Raw genomic sequence first — 17,653 nt, forward strand, 5'->3', positions numbered from 1 at the left:
TGAGCCATGAGAATCGGCGTTCCCAAGGAAGTCAAGAACCACGAGTACCGGGTGGCGATCACCCCTTCGGGTGTTCACGAACTGGTGGCCAACGGCCATGAGGTCTTCGTCGAGTCCGGTGCTGGTGTGGGCTCGTCGATCTCGGATGGTGAGTACGCCGCGGTGGGCGCGAAGATCCTGGGGGATGCGGATGAGACCTGGGGCAACGCCGAGTTGGTGTTGAAGGTCAAGGAGCCGGTCGCGGAGGAGTATCACCGTCTGCGGGAGGGTCTGACGCTGTTCACCTACCTGCACCTGGCTGCGGACAAGCCGTTGACGCAGGAGTTGTTGGCGAAGAAGGTCACCGCGATCGCCTACGAGACGGTCGAGCTGCCGAACCGGGCGCTGCCGCTGCTGTACCCGATGTCGGAGGTCGCCGGCTGCCTCGCACCGCAGGTGGGTGCCTACAACTTGATGAAGGCTCAGGGTGGTCGGGGTGTGTTGATGGGTGGTGTCGGTGGTGTGGCCAATGCCAAGGTCGTGATCATCGGTGCTGGTGTCTCGGGGCAGAACGCGGCCAACATCGCCCTCGGGATGGGCGCGGATGTGACGTTGCTGGATACCGATCTGGAGAAGCTGCGGATGTCGTTTTGGCGTTACTCCAACCAGGTCCACGGTCTCGCCTCCAACAAGCTCGTGCTCGAGGAGCAGGTGCTCCAGGCCGACCTCGTCATCGGCGCCGTGCTGATCCCCGGCGCGGCCGCGCCGAAGCTGGTCAGCAACGATCTGGTCTCGCGGATGAAGCCGGGTTCGGTGCTGGTTGATATCGCGATCGACCAGGGTGGTTGTTTCGAGGACTCCCACGCCACCACCCACGCCGACCCGACGTATCAGGTCCACAACTCGACGTTCTACTGCGTGGCGAACATGCCCGGTGCGGTGCCGAACACCTCGACCTATGCGCTGACCAACGCGACCATGCCCTACGCGGTCGCGCTGGCGAACAAGGGCTGGGCCCAGGCACTGCGTGAGGACGCCGCACTCGCGAAGGGTCTCAACACCCATGCCGGTGAGCTGACCAACGCCCCGGTGGGCGAGGCCGTCGGGATCGACACGGTCGCCCTGGAGACCGTGCTGGCCTGAGGCCGAGCCGGCGCGTTCTGACGCGCTAGCCCGCCGAGTCGGCTCGTCATGACGAGCCGACTCGGCGGTGTGTCACGAGGACGCCAGACGACTCAGGCAACGCTGCGAGCGCGCGCGATCGCCTCCTGGCTTCGCTTGTAGGGCTTCCGTCCGGGGGTCCTGGGGGTGTCCCGGGGTCTGCCGCTCTCCAGCAGGACACCACCCCAGACGCCCCATTCCCGCCGGTCGATGCCGAGGTCGAGGCAGGTCTGCCGCATCGGGCATCGCGCGCAGACCTCCTGGGCCTCGGCGAGCTGGGTGAGGTCCTCGGGGTGAAAGAGCTCCGGGTCCTCGCCCACGCAGGCCCACTCGTCGGTCCGGGGAGTCGGGTGCTTCAGCGTCAGCTCATAGGTCTTGGTGCTGAATCCCTCTCCGAAGAGTGTGATGATCTCCATCTCGTTCACCTCCTGGTGACTGTTGCTGAACATGAGAAAGGGCCGCTCCTCGTCGATCGGAGCGGCCCGGTGGGTGTGGTGAGCACCTACGTCTGATGCGGCTCCGGGCGCGCAAACTCCACGCCCCGGACCGGGCGGTCCAGGGAGGTGCAGATGGTCGTCTCGCGCATGACGCCCATGCTATTGACCGGGGCGGCGGCGAGACCACTGGTTTGTCGGGAAACGTGCCGGTGACGGCGGCTTAACCCGCTGCGTACGCGGCCTGGTTAGCGTCCGGGGACCGCCTCCCCGACGCTTAGGAGACCCGATGAAGGTCCTGAAGTCCCCGGCCGTCCTGATCCTCGTCGGTGCGATAGCCGGCATCGTCTTCGGCCTGGTGGCCGGGGAATGGGCGGCGAACCTCAAGTTCGTCGGTGACATCTTCATCCGGCTGATCCAGATGTCGATCGTCCCGCTGGTGGCCTCGTCGGTGATCGTGGCGACGGGCGCGATGACCGGGGCAGGCGCCGGCAGGCTGGCCGGAGCGACGTTCGGCTGGATGCTGGGCTTCGCCGTGGTCGCGGCCTTCGTCGGCTGGGGACTGGCCGAGCTGATCCAGCCGGGCTCGGGGATGCGCTACGACGGCGAGCTCGACCCGGCCCTGGCCGACTCGGCCGCGGAGACGGCGGTCGGCTGGCAGCAGACGGTGACCAGCTTCGTCTCCACCAACGTGGTCGAGGCGATGGCCAGCGGAGCGATGGTGCCGATCATCGTCTTCGCCCTGCTCTTCGGCCTCGCGCTCAACCGCTACACCGCCCTCAACGGCCCGACCGTCGTGCTCACCTTCTTCGAGCAGGTCCAGGCGATCGTCCTGCTGATGATCAGGTACGTCATGCTGCTGGCCCCGATCGGCGTCTTCTGCCTCCTCGCCGACCTCGCCGGCCGGGTCGGCTTCGCGGTCGTCACCACGGCCCTCGCCTACCTCGGGGCGACGCTGGCCGGGGTCGTGATCATCTTCGCCCTCTACCTCGTCGTGGTCGTCGCCGTCACCCGGCTGAACCCGCTGCTCATGCCCGCGAAGCTCGCCGAGCAGACCGTCGTCGCCATCACCACGACGTCGTCGGCGGTCACCTTCCCGACCGTGCTGAAGAACGCCGTCGAGAAGTTCGGCATCTCGAAGCGCGTCGCGGACTTCACCCTCTGCCTGGGGATGACGATGGGCTCGTGCGGCGCGGTCCTCAACTACACGCTCGTGGTGCTCTTCCTCGCCCAGGCCTCCGGTGTCTCGCTCTCGCCCGGAGACATCGCTCTCGGCATGGCGCTCGCGGTGCTGCTCAACATCGGCACGATCACCGTGCCGGGCGGGTTCCCGGTCGTCGCGATCTTCCTCGCCACCTCGCTGGACCTGCCCATCGAGGCCGCCGGACTGCTCATCGCCGTCGACTGGTTCACCGGCATCCTGCGTACGTTCCTCAACGTCAACGGGGACACCATGGTCGCCCTGCTCGTCGCGCACGGTGCCGACGAGATCGACCGGGACGTGTACGCCGGGACGAAGCCGGCGGTCGAGCCCGCCACCGAGGAGGCCGCGGCCTGACCCGCCCGCGCACTGCGGCCGGTCGGCCCAGGCCGGTGGACCCGGCCGGGTAGGCTCCGCGGACGTGGAGGCTCCCGGTCGGATCTGGTTCGGCTACATCGCCGCGGTGGGCATCGCGGTGGTCGGGCTGATCACGCTCGACCCGCTCGCGTTCGGACTGGCCGTCGCCGTGCTCGTCGCGACGGTGCTGGGGGAGTGGTACCGCGGTCGGCAGGCCGCTCTCGCTCTCGCGGCGCAGAATGCGGACCTCCCCGAGCTGGTCGCGCGATGGGCGCGGGGCTGGGCCTACTCGCGGGGCTTCCCGCGTCCCGCGGCGGTCCCCGGAGGCGTACGCGTCGAGGTGGGGGAGCCGGAGCGGCGGGTCGAGTGGGTGGCGACCGACGACGCGGACACGCTCGGCGAGCTCGTCGACACGGTCCGGGCCACGCCCGAGGCATGGCTGTCGGTGGTGACCGAGTCGCCTGCGGGCGTACGCCCCTGGTTCGCAGAGGTCGGGTTGACGGCGACCGATGCCGAGGAGGCGCTGATGTCTATCCGCCTCGCCGACCACGAGTCCCGGCCGCTCCCCGAGGGCTACCGCGTCGAGATGGAGCGTGACGGCGGCGTCATCGCGGTGACGGTGCGCCCGGACGACGCCGCGGAGGCGGTGGCGGCCGGCGGGCGGATCGCGGTCATCGGCGCCGACGCCGTCGCCGACCGCATCCAGACCGATCCCGGCCACCGGCGCCGCGGCCTGGGCGGCGCGGTGATGAGCCTGCTGGTCGCGGCCGCACGGGAGGCCGGTGCGGTCCACGGCCTCCTGGTCGCCAGCGAGATGGGCGAGGCTCTCTACGCCGAGCTGGGCTGGCGCGTCGAGGCCCGCCTGGTCACGGCCCGGTCGGACGCGCCGCGTACGTCGGCCGAGTCCCGGCACGGCTAGACCCGACTTGTGGTTGAGTGACGCCTATGAGCGACGACGTGACCCCTGCGCCCGAGGCCCCTGACTTCGACTCCCAGCAGGAGGCCGACATCGCCGCGTTCTGGGAGGACGTCAAGCACCACGCCCACCTCAGCGCCGCCCCCGGCTACTTCGGTGCCTCGCCGCTGGAGGCGCTGCAGCCCCCGGCCTGGGCCTTCGGAGGCACGCCGGAGCAGTCCAACGAGCTCCTCGAGCTCGTCCTGGAGGGCGTGAAGACCGCGACCGCCTCGGCGATGTGGGACTACGAGGCCGCCGAGGAGCCCATCCCGACCGTCGGCACCCTCGGCATCGTCCTCGACGGTGCCGGTCACCCGCGGGCTCTGGTCGTGACCACCGCGGTCGAGGTGGTGCCGTTCGACGAGGTCTCCGAGGAGCACGCTCGCGCCGAGGGCGAGGGCGACGGCTCGCTGGAGCACTGGCGCGAGGTCCACCGGCGCTTCTTCTCCGAGGAGGCCGGCCACGACCGCGGCTTCGCCGAGGACATGCCCGTCGTCCTCGAGCGCTTCGAGCTCATCTGGCCGAAGCCCGAATGAACCCAGCCGGATGTCGCCGCAGGAGCTGACCGACCGGGTCCGAGCGATCTGCCTCGGGTTCCCGGAGAGCGCCGAGCGGGCCACCCACGGCGCGCCCGGGTTCTTCGTGAAGAAGCAGTTCGTGATGCTGTGGCCACAGGGCCACCACGGGCGCGACGAGCCGCACCTGTGGGCGGCCGCGGCGGCGGGGGTGCAGGACGAGGTCGTCGGCGACGATCCCGAGCGGTTCTTCGTGCCTCCCTACGTCGGTGGGCGCGGCTGGATCGGCATGCGGCTCGACGGTGACGTCGACTGGGCCGAGGTCGCCGAGGTCTGTGAGGACGCCTACCGGCAGATCGCGCCGGAACGCCTGCTGCGCCGGCTGTGAGGGACATTTTCGTGGCCGTTCGTCCTGGTCTGACCGACAGTTCGGCAACGGATCGGTAGCCATCGCGCGGCGGGTCTTTCCATGCCGTGCGGACATGTGGGAGCGTCCGCGCGTTCGGCCGAGTTCGGCGGTCTGCGGGGCGACTTGCGGTGGTCCGTTCCCGTGCGCCCGTCGTTGGTGCCAGAGGCCGGTTCTCTCTCACACACCGCAAGTCATCTGGAGGTTCCTCATGGGCTGGTTCATCGCCCAGAGCTTGGTATTCATCCTGGTCGCGTTCGCGATCGGACTGCTCGTCGGCTGGCTGATCTGGGGCCGCCGTGGCAAGCGCACCGTCGTCGAGGAGTCGGCGGCCGCGGCGCCGGAGGCCGACACCACCTCGGAGTCGGAGGTCGAGCCTGAGGTCGAGGCTGCTGCCGTCCCTGTTGCTCGAGCCGAGTCCGAGGACGCGGTGGCTTCTGAGCCGGAACCTGAGCTCGAGCCGGCGGCCGAGGTCGAGCCTGAGGTCGAGGCCGCTGCCGAGGCCGCGGTCGTCGCCGAGGCGGAGTCGGTCGCACGCGAGGCGGCTGAGCAGGAGCCGGAGCCGGAGCCGCAGGACCTCAAGCGGATCGAGGGCATCGGCCCAAAGATCGACGCAGCGCTGAAGGCGCAGGGCTATGTGACGTACGCCCGTGTCGCCGCGGCCACGGAGGACGAGCTGCGTGCGGCGATCAAGGCGGAGGGCGTGCGGTTCGCTCCGTCGGCGAGCTCGTGGGCGCGGCAGGCGCAGCTCCTGGCCGAAGGCGACGAGGACGGTCTGAAGGAGTTCCAGGACTATCTGGTCGGCGGTCAGGACCGCAGCGTGAAGTTCAACGAGAAGGTCGACTTCGCCGACGTCGACGAGATCACCGACGCCGAGGACAAGGCCGAGGCGCTGGCCGAGGACGCGGCCGAGGTCGCCGCTGTCGAAGCCGCTGAGGACGACGCCTCCGGGGCGAAGGCATGAGGCTGCGCCGGATCGTCCTGCCCGTCATCGTCGGCATCGTCCTGCTCGGCGGGCTCACCGCGGTCCAGGACACGGTCTTCCGCGAGCGGATCGAGGACAAGCTGACAGACAAGGCGGCCGCCGCCCTGTCCGAGGCCGGGCTCGACGACGTGGAGGTCGCCTTCACCGGGCGCGACGGCGAGGTCACCGCGAAGACCGAGGCTGCCGCGGTCGAGGCCGGCGCGCTCGTCGAGGACGTCACTGGCGTACGCGTCGTCCAGGCCTTCGGCCCGGATGGTGCGGTCACCGGTGAGGACCGGAGCGGCACGGACGCAGTGGGCGGCGACAGCGAGGCCGAGGCGACCACGGAGCCCGAGCCGTCGGAGCCGGCCGTCACGGCGGAAGCGTCGCCGACGCCGACCACGGAGGAGCGCGAGGCGGCGCAGGCCGAGCTGGACAGGTTCCGGTCGATCGGCTTCGAGCACAACAGCGACGTGCTGACCGGCGACGGGCTCGGCGTGGTCAAGGCGCTGGCGGCGACGCTGACCGAGCACCCGGACGTCACGGTGCGGATCGAAGGGCACGCCGACATCACCGGGATGCTCGCGCACACCCAGGACCTGAGCGAACGCCGGGCCAAGCGGGTCCTGGACACGCTGGTGGGCCTGGGTGTCGAGGCGGACCGGCTCACCTCGAAGGGCTACGGCGAGACCCGGCCGATCGTCCCCGGCAAGCCGGACCCGGGCAACCGACGCGTCGAGCTCGTCATCACCAACTGATCCGGGCCGACTGATCGGCTCCCTGTCGACCGGGACGGTAACGTACGGCCATGCCCAACGTCGCCGTCCCGGTCGCTCGGATCCAGCGCTGGGTCGACAACTTCGCGGCACGTCACGGCGAGACCCGGCTCGCGGTCGACTCGGGTGCACTGACCGGTGCCGCGGCCGACGGGTCCTCGTTCATCGCAGCGCTGCCGTTCGAGAAGACGTACGCCGGGCCGGCCGAGGTCGAGGCGTTCATCGCCGCCTCGGCGGCCCCGCAGGACTGGGGCATCCTGCTGGTCCGCAAGGGCGGCTTCGCGATCGCCCGGATGAACGGCGCCGAGATCGCCGACCACAAGATCGGCCGCCGCCACGTCCAGGGGAAGACCAAGGCCGGCGGCTGGAGCCAGCAGCGCTTCGCCAGGCGCCGGGCGAACCAGGCAAGTGCGGCCTACGAGGCGGCGGCCGAGCACGCCGCACGGATCCTCGACGGGCTGAGCGGCCCGCTCGTCACCGGCGGTGACCACGGCGGCGTCGACGACGTGCTCGAGGACCGACGGCTGCGGCCGCTCACCGTCGCCGGACCGTGGCTGGCCGTGCAGGACCCCAACCGCGCGGTGCTCGATCAGGCGATCGAGGACGCGCAGAAGGTGCGGATCGAGGTCCTCAACGCCGACGGCTGACGCCTCGGCGTCAGGCGAGCTGCCAGACTCCCGGTGAACCCTTGATCATCGAGCCGTCGCTCAGGAGCGTCTGACGGGCGCGGCGGGCCGCGTAGCGCCAGCGGAGCTCGCCTTCCGGGGTGGTCTCGAAGTCGCCCGGCAGGAGCTGGTCGGCCAGCTGGCTCTCGAGCTCGTCGAGGACGGCGTCGGCCGTCATCGAACCGCCGGAGGCCTCGAGGATCTCGAGGATGAGCGGCGCGAAGGCGGCAGGTGGGGTCCACTTGCGCGGAGCGGACTTGGTGACGACCTTCGGGGCGGAGGCCGTCGAGCTCGTCGTGGTCTTGCGGACCCGGGTCGCAGGGTTCCGCACCGGAGCCGGAGCGGGCGGGGCCGGGGGCCGGCCGTGGATGCACTGTGACTTCGGCAGGTCACACAGCTCGCAGTAGTCAGTCTCGGACATCGGCTCAACGATATCGGCCCGATCACGCCGTCGTGGCATCCCGGCGGCGAATACGGTCACGACCTGCGAGGATGCGCTACTTTGGCAAGCATGTGGCAACCCGACCCCGGGTGGCTCGTCCTTCCCGGAGGCACCGGACCCTCCACGCTGGGGGTCTGGCGCACCGCCGTGGGCGAGGAGCCGGTCGTGGTCAAGCGGATCGGTCGCCCGGGGACGTACGACCCGGTCGAGCTGAGCCGGCGGCGACACTTCGCCTACTGGCGGCGGGCGGCGGACGTCGCCACCACCGGGCTGGTCGACGACACCCCGGGCATGATCTCCGCCCGCACGAGCGTCGCCGAGGACGACGAGGGCATCACCCTGACCACCGAATGGGTCGAGGACGCCGCCAACTCGGGTCTCTTCGCGGCCCTCTCGATGGGTCGATTCGCCGGTGCGGACCTCGGCGAGGCGCGCTGGCTGGCGCGCGACCAGTTCCGCGACCGGATGGCGCGGGTGGAGTACAACGGCGGCTGGCCGACCATGATGCGTACGACCGCCGCGGACATCGCCCACACCCTCTGGGAGCGGCGCGGTCGCTTCACCGATCTCCTCGACGGGCTTCCCCAGGTCGCCCAGCACGGCGACCCCGCGCCCCAGAACCTCCTCGGCCGCACCGGCGACGGCGAGCGGCTGATCGCGATCGACTGGTCGAGCCTCGGCCTGGGTCCCGTCGGCGGGGATCTCGGGCTCTACCTGCTGCACGCCCGGGAGTCGTTCGAGCCGTTGCTGGAGGCGTACGTCCTGGGATTGCCGCCCGGCATCGCGACCCGCGAGCAGGTGACCCTCGGGGCCCAGATCAGCGCGGTCTACACCGCGCTGAGCCGGGCCGAGTGGGCGCTGAGCCGGGTCACGCCCGGCGAGGGCCCGCTGCTCGCGAAGTTCCGCCATCCGGCGGTCGCGCCGCATCTGCGGACTCTGCAGAAGCAGGCGCCGCTGGTGGAGGCGCTGCTCGAGATGTGACCGGCGAGGGCTACGGGTTGTCGAGATCCCGCGCCTTGAACGTGTCGCAGCCCTTGATCGAGTCGGGGGTGGTCATGCCCTTCTTGAACCAGGCGATCCGCTGCTCGGAGGAGCCGTGGGTGTACTGCGAGGTGTCCACGCGGCCGGTGGTCCTGGACTGGATGTGGTCGTCGCCGACGGTCTTGGCGGCGGAGATGCCCTCCGAGATGTCCTGCTCGGTGATGTCCTCGATGAACTCGTCGCTCTCCGCGGCAGCCGTCCACATCCCGGCGTAGCAGTCGGCCTGCAGCTCCAGGCGGACGGCGTCGGAGTCGGGGCCCTGCTGGGTGCGGACCTGTCCCATGGTGCCGAGCAGGTTCTGGATGTGGTGACCGTACTCGTGGGCGAGCACGTAGGCGCGTACGAAGGTGGTGTCCTGACCGCCGAGCTGCTCGAAGATCGAGTCGAAGAAGGTCGGGTCGAGGTAGATGGTCTGGTCGGCCGGGCAGTAGAACGGTCCGACGGAGCTCGACGCGGAGCCGCAGCCACCGGTCTGGACCTGGTCGGCGAAGATCACCACCGACTGCTCGGGCTGGAACCGGCCGGAGAGGTCGGGCTGGGAGTCCCAGTAGCCGGTCAGCGAGTTCTCCAGCGCGACGAACGCGCAGTTCTCGTCGTTGTTGGCGTCCTCGCCGGTCCGGCAGGAACCGAAGTCGCCGGTCTCCCCGCCCTCGGCCGCCTGGAGGCCGCCGAAGGTGCCGGTGCCGACCGAGGTCGAGCCGCCGCCGTCACCGAGGACCTGGGGGCCGACGCCGGTGCACTGGGTGATGAGGAAGAAGACCAGCAGCACGATGACGGTGCCGATCCCGCCGCTCGCCTTGCCACCGGGGATCGGGATGCGGGCGCCACCTCCGCCGAACCCGCCACCGCCACCGCCGCCGGAGGTCCGGCTGGTGTCGAGTCTGGCCTTCGGGTTGAACCGCATCTTGTCCCCCTGGAGGTGGTGATGTGTGGAGCCGAGTGCCCCGCCCATACACTAGTGACGGTAATGATCACTGCCCATGACCTAGAAGTCCGCGTCGGCGCCAGACTTTTGATGGAGAACGTCACTTTCCGAGTCGGACCCGGCGACAAGGTCGGGCTCGTGGGCCGTAACGGCGCCGGGAAGACGACCCTGACGAAGGTGCTCGCCGGCGACCATCTGCCTGCCTCCGGAACGGTGTCCAACACCGGTGAGATCGGCTACCTGCCCCAGGATCCGCGGGTCGGCGACCCCGAGGTGATCGCGAAGGACCGCATCCTGTCGGCCCGCGGGCTCGACGATGCCGTACGCCGCATGCGCATCGCCGAGGAGGAGATGGGCTCCGACGACCCGAACGTGCGCGAGAAGGCGATGAAGCGCTACCAGCGCGCTCACGACGAGCTCGACGCCGGCGGTGGCTACGCGGCCGAGACGGAAGCCCTGCAGATCGCCCAGTCGCTCGGCATCCCCGACCGGATCATGACCCAGCCGCTCAAGACGCTCTCGGGCGGCCAGCGGCGGCGTGTCGAGCTGGCACGCATCCTGTTCTCCAGCGCCGAGGTGCTGATCCTCGACGAGCCGACCAACCACCTCGACGCCGACTCGATCATCTGGCTGCGCGACTGGATGAAGTCCTACAAGGGCGGCTTCATCGTGATCTCCCACGACAACGACCTGCTCGCCCAGACGGTCAACAAGGTCTTCCACCTCGACGCCAATCGCGAGGTGATCGACATCTACAACATGCCGTGGAAGCAGTACCTGACCCAGCGCGAGACCGACGAGGCCCGGCGCAAGCGTGAGCTGATGAACGCGCAGAACAAGGCCAAGACGCTCACCGACCAGGCCAACAAGATGCGGGCCAAGGCCACCAAGGCGACCGCCGCGCAGCAGATGCTCAAGCGCGCCGAGAAGCTGATGGAGGGCGTCGAGGGCGAGCGGCAGCAGGAGAAGGTCGCCGCGATCAAGTTCCCCTCGCCGGCGCCGTCCGGCAAGACCCCGCTCACCGCCAACGACCTGTCCAAGTCCTACGGCGCCCTGGAGGTCTTCACCGCCGTCGACCTGGCCATCGACCGGGGGACCCGGGTGGTCATCCTCGGGCTCAACGGCGCCGGGAAGACCACGATGCTGCGCATCCTGGCCGGGGTCGACGAGCCCGACACCGGTCGCGTCGTGCCCGGTCACGGCCTCAAGATCGGCTACTACGCCCAGGAGCACGAGACCCTCGACACCAAGCGGTCGGTGCTGGAGAACATGCAGTCCGCGGCGCCGCAGCTCACCGACACCGAGGCCCGCACCGTGCTCGGTGCGTTCCTCTTCACCGGTGACGACGTGCACAAGCCCGCCGGGGTGCTCTCCGGTGGGGAGAAGACCCGGCTGGCGCTGGCCTCCCTGGTCGTCTCCGCGGCCAACGTGCTCCTGCTCGACGAGCCCACCAACAACCTCGACCCGGCCTCCCGCGAGGAGGTGCTCAACGCGATCCGCCGCTACGAGGGCGCGATCGTGCTGGTCACCCACGACGAGGGCGCCGTGCACGCGCTGGAGCCCGACAAGGTGCTCATCCTCCCCGACGGTGTCGAGGACCTCTGGAACGAGGAGTACGCCGACCTGGTCTCGCTCGCCTAGCTCAACGTCCGCACGAACCTGACCGGCATCGAGGTCGGGTAGCGGTAGGAGAGCGAGTCGGTGTTGCGCTCGACCTGGTCGGCCGGCACCGCGAGGGTGACCTCGGGGAGGCGCTCCAGGACGGTGCGTACGGCCGCCTGGACGATGATCGTGCCCGGCCGCTGGGCCGGGCAGGAGTGCGGGCCGGCGCTCCACGACATGTGGGCCCGGTTGCCGATCTCGACCCACGGGTCGCCGCCGGTCATCAGCGGGTCGAGGTTGGCCGCGGCGATGCATGGCACCACCGCGTCGCCCTTCCGGATCAGCTGACCGCCGAGCTCGACGTCGCGCAGCGCGAAGCGCGGGGTGATGTTGTAGCAGGGCGGGTCACGCCACATCACCTCCTCGATCGCCTGGTCGACGCCGAGACGGCCGCCACGCAGCCGGCCCGCGAAGCGCTCGTCGGAGAGCATCAGCAGCAGCGTCTGGGTGATCGTCGCGATGGTCAGCTCGTTGCCGGCGATGATCATCACGATCATCGCCTCCATGACCTCGTTGTCGTCCCAGAGACCGGGGTCGTCGATCAGGTGCGAGGTCAGGTCGTCGCTCGGATCGATCCGGCGCCTGGCGATGTGGTCGACGATCTCGACGGCGAGCTCGATGACGCCCTCCTGGGCGAGCTGCCCACCGCCCAGGACCTTGTGCGCGGCCTTGCGCATCGAGTCGCCGACCTCGGGGCCCATGCCGAACATCGCGGCGACCGAGAGGAGCGGGATCAGCACGGCGTAGTCCTGGACCAGGTCGGCCTCGCCGCGCTCGAGCATGTCGTCGACGAGATCGTTGCAGATGCTGCGTACCTGCGCGGCGTAGCCGTGCTCGTCGACCCGGGACAGGGCACGGTCGACGGGCGAGCGCAGCCGCCGGCGCAGCTCGCCGTCGTTGTGGAAGGAGTTCTGCCGGGTCGTCACGAACGGGTAGATCGGCATGTCCGGCAGGATCTTGCCCTCCTGCACCGCGCTCCAGTTGTCGCCGTTGCGGGAGAAGACCTCCTCGTTGCGGATGACCTCGCTGAACTCGGCGTAGCCCATCGCGAACCAGAGGCGTACGCCGGGGGAGAGCTCGCCAGGGGCCACCGGACCCCACTCGGCCCGGAGCCGGGCGTGCACCTCCCGCGCCCGGGGCCCGACGGTGTCGGGCGCCTGGACGAGGTCGGTGAGGTCGGCGAGACGTACGGTGCGGGTCGGGGTCATCGCGGGGCCTGTTCGTCTGGGTCTGGGCTGCGGGGTCAGTGGGTCTTGAGGGCGTGGCGCACGAGCGCGGCGAGCGCTCGGACGCAGGCGTTGCGGTTCTTGGCGTTGCACACCACGATCGGGGTCTCGTCGTCGAGGTCGAGCGCCGTGCGGATCTGGTCGGGCTCGTAGTTCGGCGCGCCGGGGAACTGGTTGATCGCGACGACGAAGGGCAGCGACGTACGCGTCTCGAGCTGGTCCAGCACCTCGAAGGAGTCCTCGATGCGGCGGGTGTCGACCAGGACCAGGGCGCCGGCGGCTCCCTCGGCGAGGCCGGACCACAGGTCCCAGAAGCGGCGCTGCCCCGGGGTGCCGAACAGGTAGAGCGCGATCTCGTCGGTCAGCGTGATCCGGCCGAAGTCCATCGCGACCGTGGTCGTCGACTTCTCCGGCGTCGCCTCGACCGAGTCGATCCCCTCGCTGGCCTGGGTGATCGACTCCTCGGTGCGCAGCGGCTCGATCTCGCTGACCGCGCCGATCAGCGTGGTCTTGCCGACCCCGAAGGAGCCGACGACCAGGATCTTGACCGACTCGACGACCGTGGGGGCCAGATAGTGGTTGTCAGAGGTGGTTGAGAGCATGCAGCACCTTCTGGAGGGTTTCACGGGAGGGGCCGGCGGCGGTGTCGCTGTCGGGGCGTACGCCGATCAGGCCGGCGTCGATCATGTCCGAGGCGATCACCGCGAGGACGCTGACCGGCTGGCCGAGGTGGACGGCCATCTCCGCCATCGAGATCACGCCGAGGCACTGGGAGAGGACCTCGCGCTCCTGGCGGCCCACCGACGCCGGTGTGGCCGACGGGCTGGTGTGGCCGATCAGGAGCGTCGCTGGGGTCAGCCGGTGGGTCGGGCGGACGCGACCGCCGGTCCGGACGTAGGACCGGATCGGGTGGTCGACGTAGTCGTCAGGCACGTCGGGCATCGGCTCAGATCGAGCGTCTCGGGGTGCTCATCGCGCGCTCCCCGATCATCAGCACGGTCGCCTGCATCTGCTGGGCGACCAGCGCCGGGTCGATGCTCATCTCGGTGACCACCGCGAGCCGGGAGCCGTCACCGGCGCCACGGATGAACAGGAAGCCGCCGTTGAACTCGACCATCACCTGGCGGGGGTGGGCGTCGACGCCGAACTGGCGGCTGATCCCGTGGCCGAGCGAGGTCAGCCCGGCGCACGCCGCGGCCAGCTTGTCGGCCTCCTCGCGCGGGGTGTGGCTCGTGCGGACCCGGACGAGCCCGTCGGCGGAGAGGACCACGACATGACGTACGCCGCGTACTCCCGCGACCAGCTCCAGCATCCAGCTGTTCTCATCGGTCATGGTTCCTCCAGTGGTTCTCGGGTGCGGAATCGGTCTCCGCGGCGGTGCTGCCGTCGGTGGGATCGACGGCCTGGTGGGGGATGGTCGTGCCGGTCGCGGGTGTGGCCGGGGCACTGAGGAAGCTGCTCATCCACGCGCCGGCCTGCTCGGCCGTCGGCTCCGGGCGGGGCGGGACGACCCGGCCGACCGGTTGCTGTCCGGTCGCGAAGCGCTGGCCGCGCTTCGAGCGGCGCTGGGGCAGGCCGTCGGAGGTGAACAGCGACGGCTCCCGCTTGTCGAGGCCGGCGAGAGGATCGGGGGCCTTCGCGGCGGCATGGACCGGCCAGGCGGGCGTCGTCGACGCCGGCGGCGCCTTCGGGGCCTGGGCCAGGAGCGAGGCGGGCATGGGGGTCGAGACCGGCGTACGCGGCTCCGCCTCGACCGTCGGGGGGCTCAGCGGGGTGGTCATCGCCTCGGGGACGAGCACGGCGACCCGCAGGCCACCGTGGACCGACTCGGTCAGGTCGACCCGGAACCCGTGGCGGCGGACGTAGGTGCCGACCACCGCGAGGCCGGTCTGCGGGATCTCGCCGAGGTCCTGCAGGCGCACCTGCCGGGTGCCGGAGGCGATCTCACGCATCCAGGCGAGGTTGGTCTCGTCCATGCCGACCCCCGCGTCGTCGATCTCCAGGGCCGCCCCGCGGCGTACGGACCGGATGGTGACCAGCACCTCGGTCGCGGGCGGTGAGGACTGGGTCGCGTTGGCAAGGAGCTCGGCGACGAGGTGGATCAGGGGCTCGACGTACGCCCCCTGGACCGCGACCGGAGGGTCGCCCTCCACCCGGACGCGGCGGTAGGCGGTGATCCGGCCGGCCGCGCCGCGTACGACGTCGGCGATCGCGAGCGGGTCGCGCCAGTGCTGGCCGGGCTGCTCCCCGCACAGCGTGGCGATGCTCTGCGCCAGCCGCGCCTGCTGCGCCGCCGCGTGGTCGACCCGCATCCCGGCCTCGAGCACGTCCGGCTCGGCCGGGAACTTCGCCACCATCCGCGTCGACTCCTCCTGGATCCGGTGCGCCGACGCCTGCACCTTGCGCGACAGCGACAGCACCGCCACCCGCATCCCGGCGTCGCCACCCCGTCCGGCCACCCCAGCCGAGTCCGTACTTATGGGGGCCGAGTCCTCAGTTGTGGGGCCCGAGTCCGCACTTGTGGGGGACGAAACTGTCGTTTCGTCGTCCATATCTACGGACTCGGCCGCAACAACAGCGGACTCGTCGTCCACTTCTACCGATTCGGCCGCCACTTCTACCGATTCGGCGGGGGCGCGATCGTAGGCCATCGCGGTGAGCCAGAGGGTGAGGGCGACGACGGGTACGCCGGCGAGGATCCAGCGCCAGATCCACTGGTCACCGGAGGCGGTGACGAAGATGACGGGGGAGAGCGCGACGAAGAGAAGGATCGCGGTACTGCAGAACCATGGACCGGCTCGGTGGAGTCGGGCCAGGAGTGGTCGGGTCATGTCGGGCACCTGGTGTGGGGGTGAACAGTCAGGCATGAACCCGCGGGTCAGGACAGGGGGGACGATTCCTGATCCAGCCCCCGGAGACCGGCGCACACACGCGCACCACTTCATACCACCAACAGAGCGCTTGGTCACCTGATCCAGGTGATTTTGACCATATTTCGACGATGGTCCTGGAAGCGGCCGTACGCGTCCGGGCGACTAAGGTGTCGGGGTGTCACAAATGGGTCCAGGCTTCGGTGCGACCGGCGGGGCGATGGGCGGCGGCGGGATCATGCGCAACCTGCGCGCCGACCGCACCGTGCTCCAACGAGGGTTGCCGAAGGGCACCGTCAAGCGCGTCATCTCCTACGCCGGACCCCACCGGGCTCTGATCAGTGCGTTCCTGCTGTTCACCGTCTTCGACGCCGCGCTCGTGGTGGTCACCCCGCTGCTGACCCAGCGCCTCATCGACGACGGCGTGCTCGCCAAGAACCTCTCGCTCGTGATCTGGCTGGCCGCGGCGATGGCGCTGGTGGCGGTGGTCGACATGGCTTTCGGGGTGGTCTCGGGCTGGCTCTCGACACGGATCGGTGAAGGCCTCATCTTCGACCTGCGCACCCAGGTCTTCGGCCATGTCCAGCGCCAGTCGCTGGCCTTCTTCACCCGCGCCCAGACCGGTGCGCTGGTGAGCCGCCTCAACACCGACGTGCTCGGCGCCCAGCGGGCGTTCACCTCGACGCTGTCCAACAGCGTCTCCAACCTGATCTCGGTCTTCGTGGTCGGCGCGGCGATGCTGGTGCTCTCCTGGCAGGTGACGCTGATGTGCGTCGCGCTGTTCCCGATCCTGTTCCTGACCTCGCGCTGGGTCGGGCGCCGGCTGGCCGGGCTGACCCGCGAGCAGATGGACGGCAACGCGGCGCTGGCGACGACGATGACCGAGCGGTTCAACGTCGGTGGCGCCCTGCTGCTCAAGCTCTTCGGCCGTCGTGAGGAGGAGGATGCGGCGTTCGCGCAGCGTGCCGATGTCGTACGCCGCCTGGGGATCCGGATCGCGCTGCTGACCCGTCTGTTCGGGGCGACCATGCAGATGGTGCCGGCGCTGGCGACCGCGCTGGTCTACGGCTTCGGCGGCTGGATGGTGATCCGCGGCGACGTCACGCTCGGCACCCTGACCGCGCTCGGTCTGCTCCTGGTGAGGCTGCTGGGGCCGCTGCAGGCGCTCTCCAACGTACGCATCGACGTGATGACCGCGCTGGTCAGCTTCGACCGCGTCTTCGAGGTCCTCGACCTGCCCTCGCTGATCAAGGAGAAGCCGGACGCGGTCGAGGTGCCGGCCGACGCCGCGTCCGTGCGGTTCCGCCACGTCGCCTTCACCTACCCCCGCTCCGACGAGGTCTCGCTGGCGTCCCTGGAGACGATCGCGCGGCCGGAGAGCCGCGAGGTGCGCGAGGTGCTGTCCGACATCGACTTCGCCGCAGAGCCGGGCGAGATGGTCGCCCTGGTCGGCCCCTCCGGCGCCGGGAAGTCGACGATCACCCACTTGATCGCCCGGCTCTACGACGTACGCTCCGGCTCGGTCGAGGTCGGTGGTCTCGACGTGCGCGACGTGACCCTGGAGTCGCTCGAGGCCGCGGTCGGCTATGTCACCCAGGACGCCCACATGTTCCACGACACCGTCCGCGGCAACCTGCTCTACGCCCGCCCCGGCGCCACCGACGAGGAGGTCTGGGCGGCCCTCGAGGCGGCCCAGGTGGCCGGCGTCATCAAGGGACTTCCCGACGGGCTCGACACCGTCGTCGGCGACCGCGGCTACCGGCTCTCCGGCGGAGAGCGTCAGCGCCTCGCGATCGCCCGGCTCCTGCTGAAGGCGCCCCACATCGTGGTCCTCGACGAGGCCACCGCCCACCTCGACTCCGAGTCCGAGGCCGCGGTGCAGACCGCCCTGGACGCCGCGCTGGCGGGACGTACCTCCATCGTCATCGCGCACCGGCTCTCCACCATCCGCGCCGCCGACCGCATCCTCGTCATCGAGGCCGGCCGCGTCGTGGAGTCCGGCACCCACGAGTCGCTGCTCGCCGACGGCGGGCTCTACGCGGAGCTCTACGAGACGCAGTTCCGGCGCTAGGGC

19 protein-coding genes are annotated in these 17,653 nt (G+C 70.2%); 11 read left to right on the forward strand and 8 right to left on the reverse strand.

Features of this window, described 5'->3' with window-relative positions; genetic code table 11:
* Nucleotides 1–6: 6 nt before the first annotated feature.
* Nucleotides 7–1,122 carry an alanine dehydrogenase gene (gene ald / locus HD557_RS09980; protein WP_196873775.1) on the forward strand — a complete coding sequence of 372 codons (1,116 nt, stop codon included), beginning with the start codon at nt 7–9 and terminating at the stop codon, nt 1,120–1,122.
* A 92-nt stretch (nt 1,123–1,214) separates the two neighbouring features.
* Here ald and HD557_RS09985 read toward each other — a convergent pair whose 3' ends face one another.
* A complete protein-coding gene (locus HD557_RS09985) occupies nt 1,215–1,556 on the reverse strand; it encodes a WhiB family transcriptional regulator (RefSeq protein ID WP_196873776.1) in 342 nt (113 codons plus the stop codon).
* 307 nt (nt 1,557–1,863) lie between these two features.
* On the opposite strand from HD557_RS09985, the gene HD557_RS09990 reads away from it, so the two are divergent.
* The 7 genes from HD557_RS09990 (at nt 1,864) to HD557_RS10020 (ending at nt 7,395) form a co-directional block, all read left to right on the forward strand.
* Nucleotides 1,864–3,132 carry a dicarboxylate/amino acid:cation symporter gene (locus HD557_RS09990; protein ID WP_196873777.1) on the forward strand — a complete coding sequence of 423 codons (1,269 nt, stop codon included), beginning with the start codon at nt 1,864–1,866 and terminating at the stop codon, nt 3,130–3,132.
* A 64-nt stretch (nt 3,133–3,196) separates the two neighbouring features.
* The gene (locus tag HD557_RS09995; protein ID WP_196873778.1) at nt 3,197–4,051 is read left to right on the forward strand and encodes a GNAT family N-acetyltransferase; all 855 of its coding nucleotides are present in this window, start codon (nt 3,197–3,199) and stop codon (nt 4,049–4,051) included.
* Nucleotides 4,052–4,077: 26 nt separating this feature from the next.
* Nucleotides 4,078–4,623: an ASCH domain-containing protein gene (locus tag HD557_RS10000; RefSeq protein WP_008357099.1), complete on the forward strand. Its 546-nt coding sequence runs from the start codon at nt 4,078–4,080 to the stop codon at nt 4,621–4,623.
* A gap of 10 nt (nt 4,624–4,633) precedes the next feature.
* Nucleotides 4,634–4,990 carry an MmcQ/YjbR family DNA-binding protein gene (locus HD557_RS10005; protein WP_196873779.1) on the forward strand — a complete coding sequence of 119 codons (357 nt, stop codon included), beginning with the start codon at nt 4,634–4,636 and terminating at the stop codon, nt 4,988–4,990.
* 229 nt (nt 4,991–5,219) lie between these two features.
* Nucleotides 5,220–5,972 (forward strand): hypothetical protein, encoded by a 753-nt coding sequence (locus tag HD557_RS10010; RefSeq protein WP_196873780.1) that lies wholly within the window; start codon nt 5,220–5,222, stop codon nt 5,970–5,972.
* Complete coding sequence (locus tag HD557_RS10015; RefSeq protein WP_196873781.1) at nt 5,969–6,730, forward strand: OmpA family protein; 762 nt, start codon at nt 5,969–5,971, stop codon at nt 6,728–6,730. Before HD557_RS10010 ends, HD557_RS10015 begins: the two co-directional genes overlap by 4 nt.
* 50 nt (nt 6,731–6,780) lie before the next feature.
* Nucleotides 6,781–7,395, forward strand: a complete 615-nt coding sequence (locus tag HD557_RS10020) for an acVLRF1 family peptidyl-tRNA hydrolase (RefSeq protein ID WP_196873782.1) — start codon at nt 6,781–6,783, stop codon at nt 7,393–7,395.
* Between the two features lie 10 nt (nt 7,396–7,405).
* Here HD557_RS10020 and HD557_RS10025 read toward each other — a convergent pair whose 3' ends face one another.
* On the reverse strand, nt 7,406–7,834 hold the full coding sequence (locus HD557_RS10025) for a hypothetical protein (RefSeq protein WP_196873783.1): 429 nt from the start codon (nt 7,832–7,834) through the stop codon (nt 7,406–7,408).
* 90 nt (nt 7,835–7,924) lie between these two features.
* On the opposite strand from HD557_RS10025, the gene HD557_RS10030 reads away from it, so the two are divergent.
* Nucleotides 7,925–8,836, forward strand: a complete 912-nt coding sequence (locus tag HD557_RS10030) for a phosphotransferase (RefSeq protein ID WP_008357086.1) — start codon at nt 7,925–7,927, stop codon at nt 8,834–8,836.
* A 10-nt stretch (nt 8,837–8,846) separates the two neighbouring features.
* Here HD557_RS10030 and ypfJ read toward each other — a convergent pair whose 3' ends face one another.
* Nucleotides 8,847–9,848 carry a KPN_02809 family neutral zinc metallopeptidase gene (gene ypfJ / locus HD557_RS10035; protein ID WP_231380245.1) on the reverse strand — a complete coding sequence of 334 codons (1,002 nt, stop codon included), beginning with the start codon at nt 9,846–9,848 and terminating at the stop codon, nt 8,847–8,849.
* Between the two features lie 15 nt (nt 9,849–9,863).
* Between ypfJ and abc-f the strand changes: the two genes are divergently transcribed.
* Nucleotides 9,864–11,462 (forward strand): ribosomal protection-like ABC-F family protein, encoded by a 1,599-nt coding sequence (abc-f, locus tag HD557_RS10040; RefSeq protein WP_008357082.1) that lies wholly within the window; start codon nt 9,864–9,866, stop codon nt 11,460–11,462.
* On the opposite strand, the gene HD557_RS10045 is transcribed toward abc-f, so the two are convergent.
* Genes HD557_RS10045 through HD557_RS10065 form a run of 5 tightly spaced genes read right to left on the reverse strand, consistent with a single transcriptional unit; the run spans nt 11,459 to nt 15,540 of the window.
* Nucleotides 11,459–12,691, reverse strand: coding sequence for a cytochrome P450 (locus tag HD557_RS10045; RefSeq protein WP_008357080.1), 1,233 nt, complete (start codon nt 12,689–12,691; stop codon nt 11,459–11,461). The genes abc-f and HD557_RS10045 overlap by 4 nt on opposite strands.
* 35 nt (nt 12,692–12,726) lie before the next feature.
* On the reverse strand, nt 12,727–13,311 hold the full coding sequence (locus HD557_RS10050) for a GTP-binding protein (RefSeq protein WP_008357078.1): 585 nt from the start codon (nt 13,309–13,311) through the stop codon (nt 12,727–12,729).
* Entirely contained in the window at nt 13,292–13,651 is a 360-nt protein-coding gene (locus HD557_RS10055; protein ID WP_008357075.1) for a DUF742 domain-containing protein, read from the reverse strand. Before HD557_RS10055 ends, HD557_RS10050 begins: the two co-directional genes overlap by 20 nt.
* Before the next feature lie 4 nt (nt 13,652–13,655).
* Nucleotides 13,656–14,042: a roadblock/LC7 domain-containing protein gene (locus tag HD557_RS10060; protein ID WP_008357073.1), complete on the reverse strand. Its 387-nt coding sequence runs from the start codon at nt 14,040–14,042 to the stop codon at nt 13,656–13,658.
* On the reverse strand, nt 14,032–15,540 hold the full coding sequence (locus HD557_RS10065) for an ATP-binding protein (RefSeq protein WP_196873784.1): 1,509 nt from the start codon (nt 15,538–15,540) through the stop codon (nt 14,032–14,034). The genes HD557_RS10060 and HD557_RS10065 overlap by 11 nt, the downstream gene beginning before the upstream one ends.
* A gap of 226 nt (nt 15,541–15,766) precedes the next feature.
* On the opposite strand from HD557_RS10065, the gene HD557_RS10070 reads away from it, so the two are divergent.
* Nucleotides 15,767–17,650, forward strand: a complete 1,884-nt coding sequence (locus HD557_RS10070; RefSeq protein ID WP_196873785.1) for an ABC transporter ATP-binding protein — start codon at nt 15,767–15,769, stop codon at nt 17,648–17,650.
* Nucleotides 17,651–17,653: the final 3 nt, after the last annotated feature.

Source organism: Nocardioides luteus (assembly GCF_015752315.1).
In the GTDB taxonomy this organism is placed as follows: Bacteria; Actinomycetota; Actinomycetes; order Propionibacteriales; family Nocardioidaceae; genus Nocardioides.

What these genes read in the sequence shown, in the direction of transcription:
- ald (WP_196873775.1), top strand. Translation starts at nt 7, where the DNA reads ATGAGAATCGGCGTTCCCAAGGAAGTCAAGAACCACGAGTACCGGGTG.
- HD557_RS09985 (WP_196873776.1), bottom strand. Translation starts at nt 1,556, where the DNA reads ATGGAGATCATCACACTCTTCGGAGAGGGATTCAGCACCAAGACCTAT.
- HD557_RS09990 (WP_196873777.1), top strand. Translation starts at nt 1,864, where the DNA reads ATGAAGGTCCTGAAGTCCCCGGCCGTCCTGATCCTCGTCGGTGCGATA.
- HD557_RS10000 (WP_008357099.1), top strand. Translation starts at nt 4,078, where the DNA reads ATGAGCGACGACGTGACCCCTGCGCCCGAGGCCCCTGACTTCGACTCC.
- HD557_RS10005 (WP_196873779.1), top strand. Translation starts at nt 4,634, where the DNA reads ATGTCGCCGCAGGAGCTGACCGACCGGGTCCGAGCGATCTGCCTCGGG.
- HD557_RS10010 (WP_196873780.1), top strand. Translation starts at nt 5,220, where the DNA reads ATGGGCTGGTTCATCGCCCAGAGCTTGGTATTCATCCTGGTCGCGTTC.
- HD557_RS10015 (WP_196873781.1), top strand. Translation starts at nt 5,969, where the DNA reads ATGAGGCTGCGCCGGATCGTCCTGCCCGTCATCGTCGGCATCGTCCTG.
- HD557_RS10020 (WP_196873782.1), top strand. Translation starts at nt 6,781, where the DNA reads ATGCCCAACGTCGCCGTCCCGGTCGCTCGGATCCAGCGCTGGGTCGAC.
- HD557_RS10025 (WP_196873783.1), bottom strand. Translation starts at nt 7,834, where the DNA reads ATGTCCGAGACTGACTACTGCGAGCTGTGTGACCTGCCGAAGTCACAG.
- HD557_RS10030 (WP_008357086.1), top strand. Translation starts at nt 7,925, where the DNA reads ATGTGGCAACCCGACCCCGGGTGGCTCGTCCTTCCCGGAGGCACCGGA.
- ypfJ (WP_231380245.1), bottom strand. Translation starts at nt 9,848, where the DNA reads ATGGGCGGGGCACTCGGCTCCACACATCACCACCTCCAGGGGGACAAG.
- abc-f (WP_008357082.1), top strand. Translation starts at nt 9,864, where the DNA reads ATGATCACTGCCCATGACCTAGAAGTCCGCGTCGGCGCCAGACTTTTG.
- HD557_RS10045 (WP_008357080.1), bottom strand. Translation starts at nt 12,691, where the DNA reads ATGACCCCGACCCGCACCGTACGTCTCGCCGACCTCACCGACCTCGTC.
- HD557_RS10050 (WP_008357078.1), bottom strand. Translation starts at nt 13,311, where the DNA reads ATGCTCTCAACCACCTCTGACAACCACTATCTGGCCCCCACGGTCGTC.
- HD557_RS10055 (WP_008357075.1), bottom strand. Translation starts at nt 13,651, where the DNA reads ATGCCCGACGTGCCTGACGACTACGTCGACCACCCGATCCGGTCCTAC.
- HD557_RS10060 (WP_008357073.1), bottom strand. Translation starts at nt 14,042, where the DNA reads ATGACCGATGAGAACAGCTGGATGCTGGAGCTGGTCGCGGGAGTACGC.
- HD557_RS10065 (WP_196873784.1), bottom strand. Translation starts at nt 15,540, where the DNA reads ATGACCCGACCACTCCTGGCCCGACTCCACCGAGCCGGTCCATGGTTC.
- HD557_RS10070 (WP_196873785.1), top strand. Translation starts at nt 15,767, where the DNA reads ATGGGTCCAGGCTTCGGTGCGACCGGCGGGGCGATGGGCGGCGGCGGG.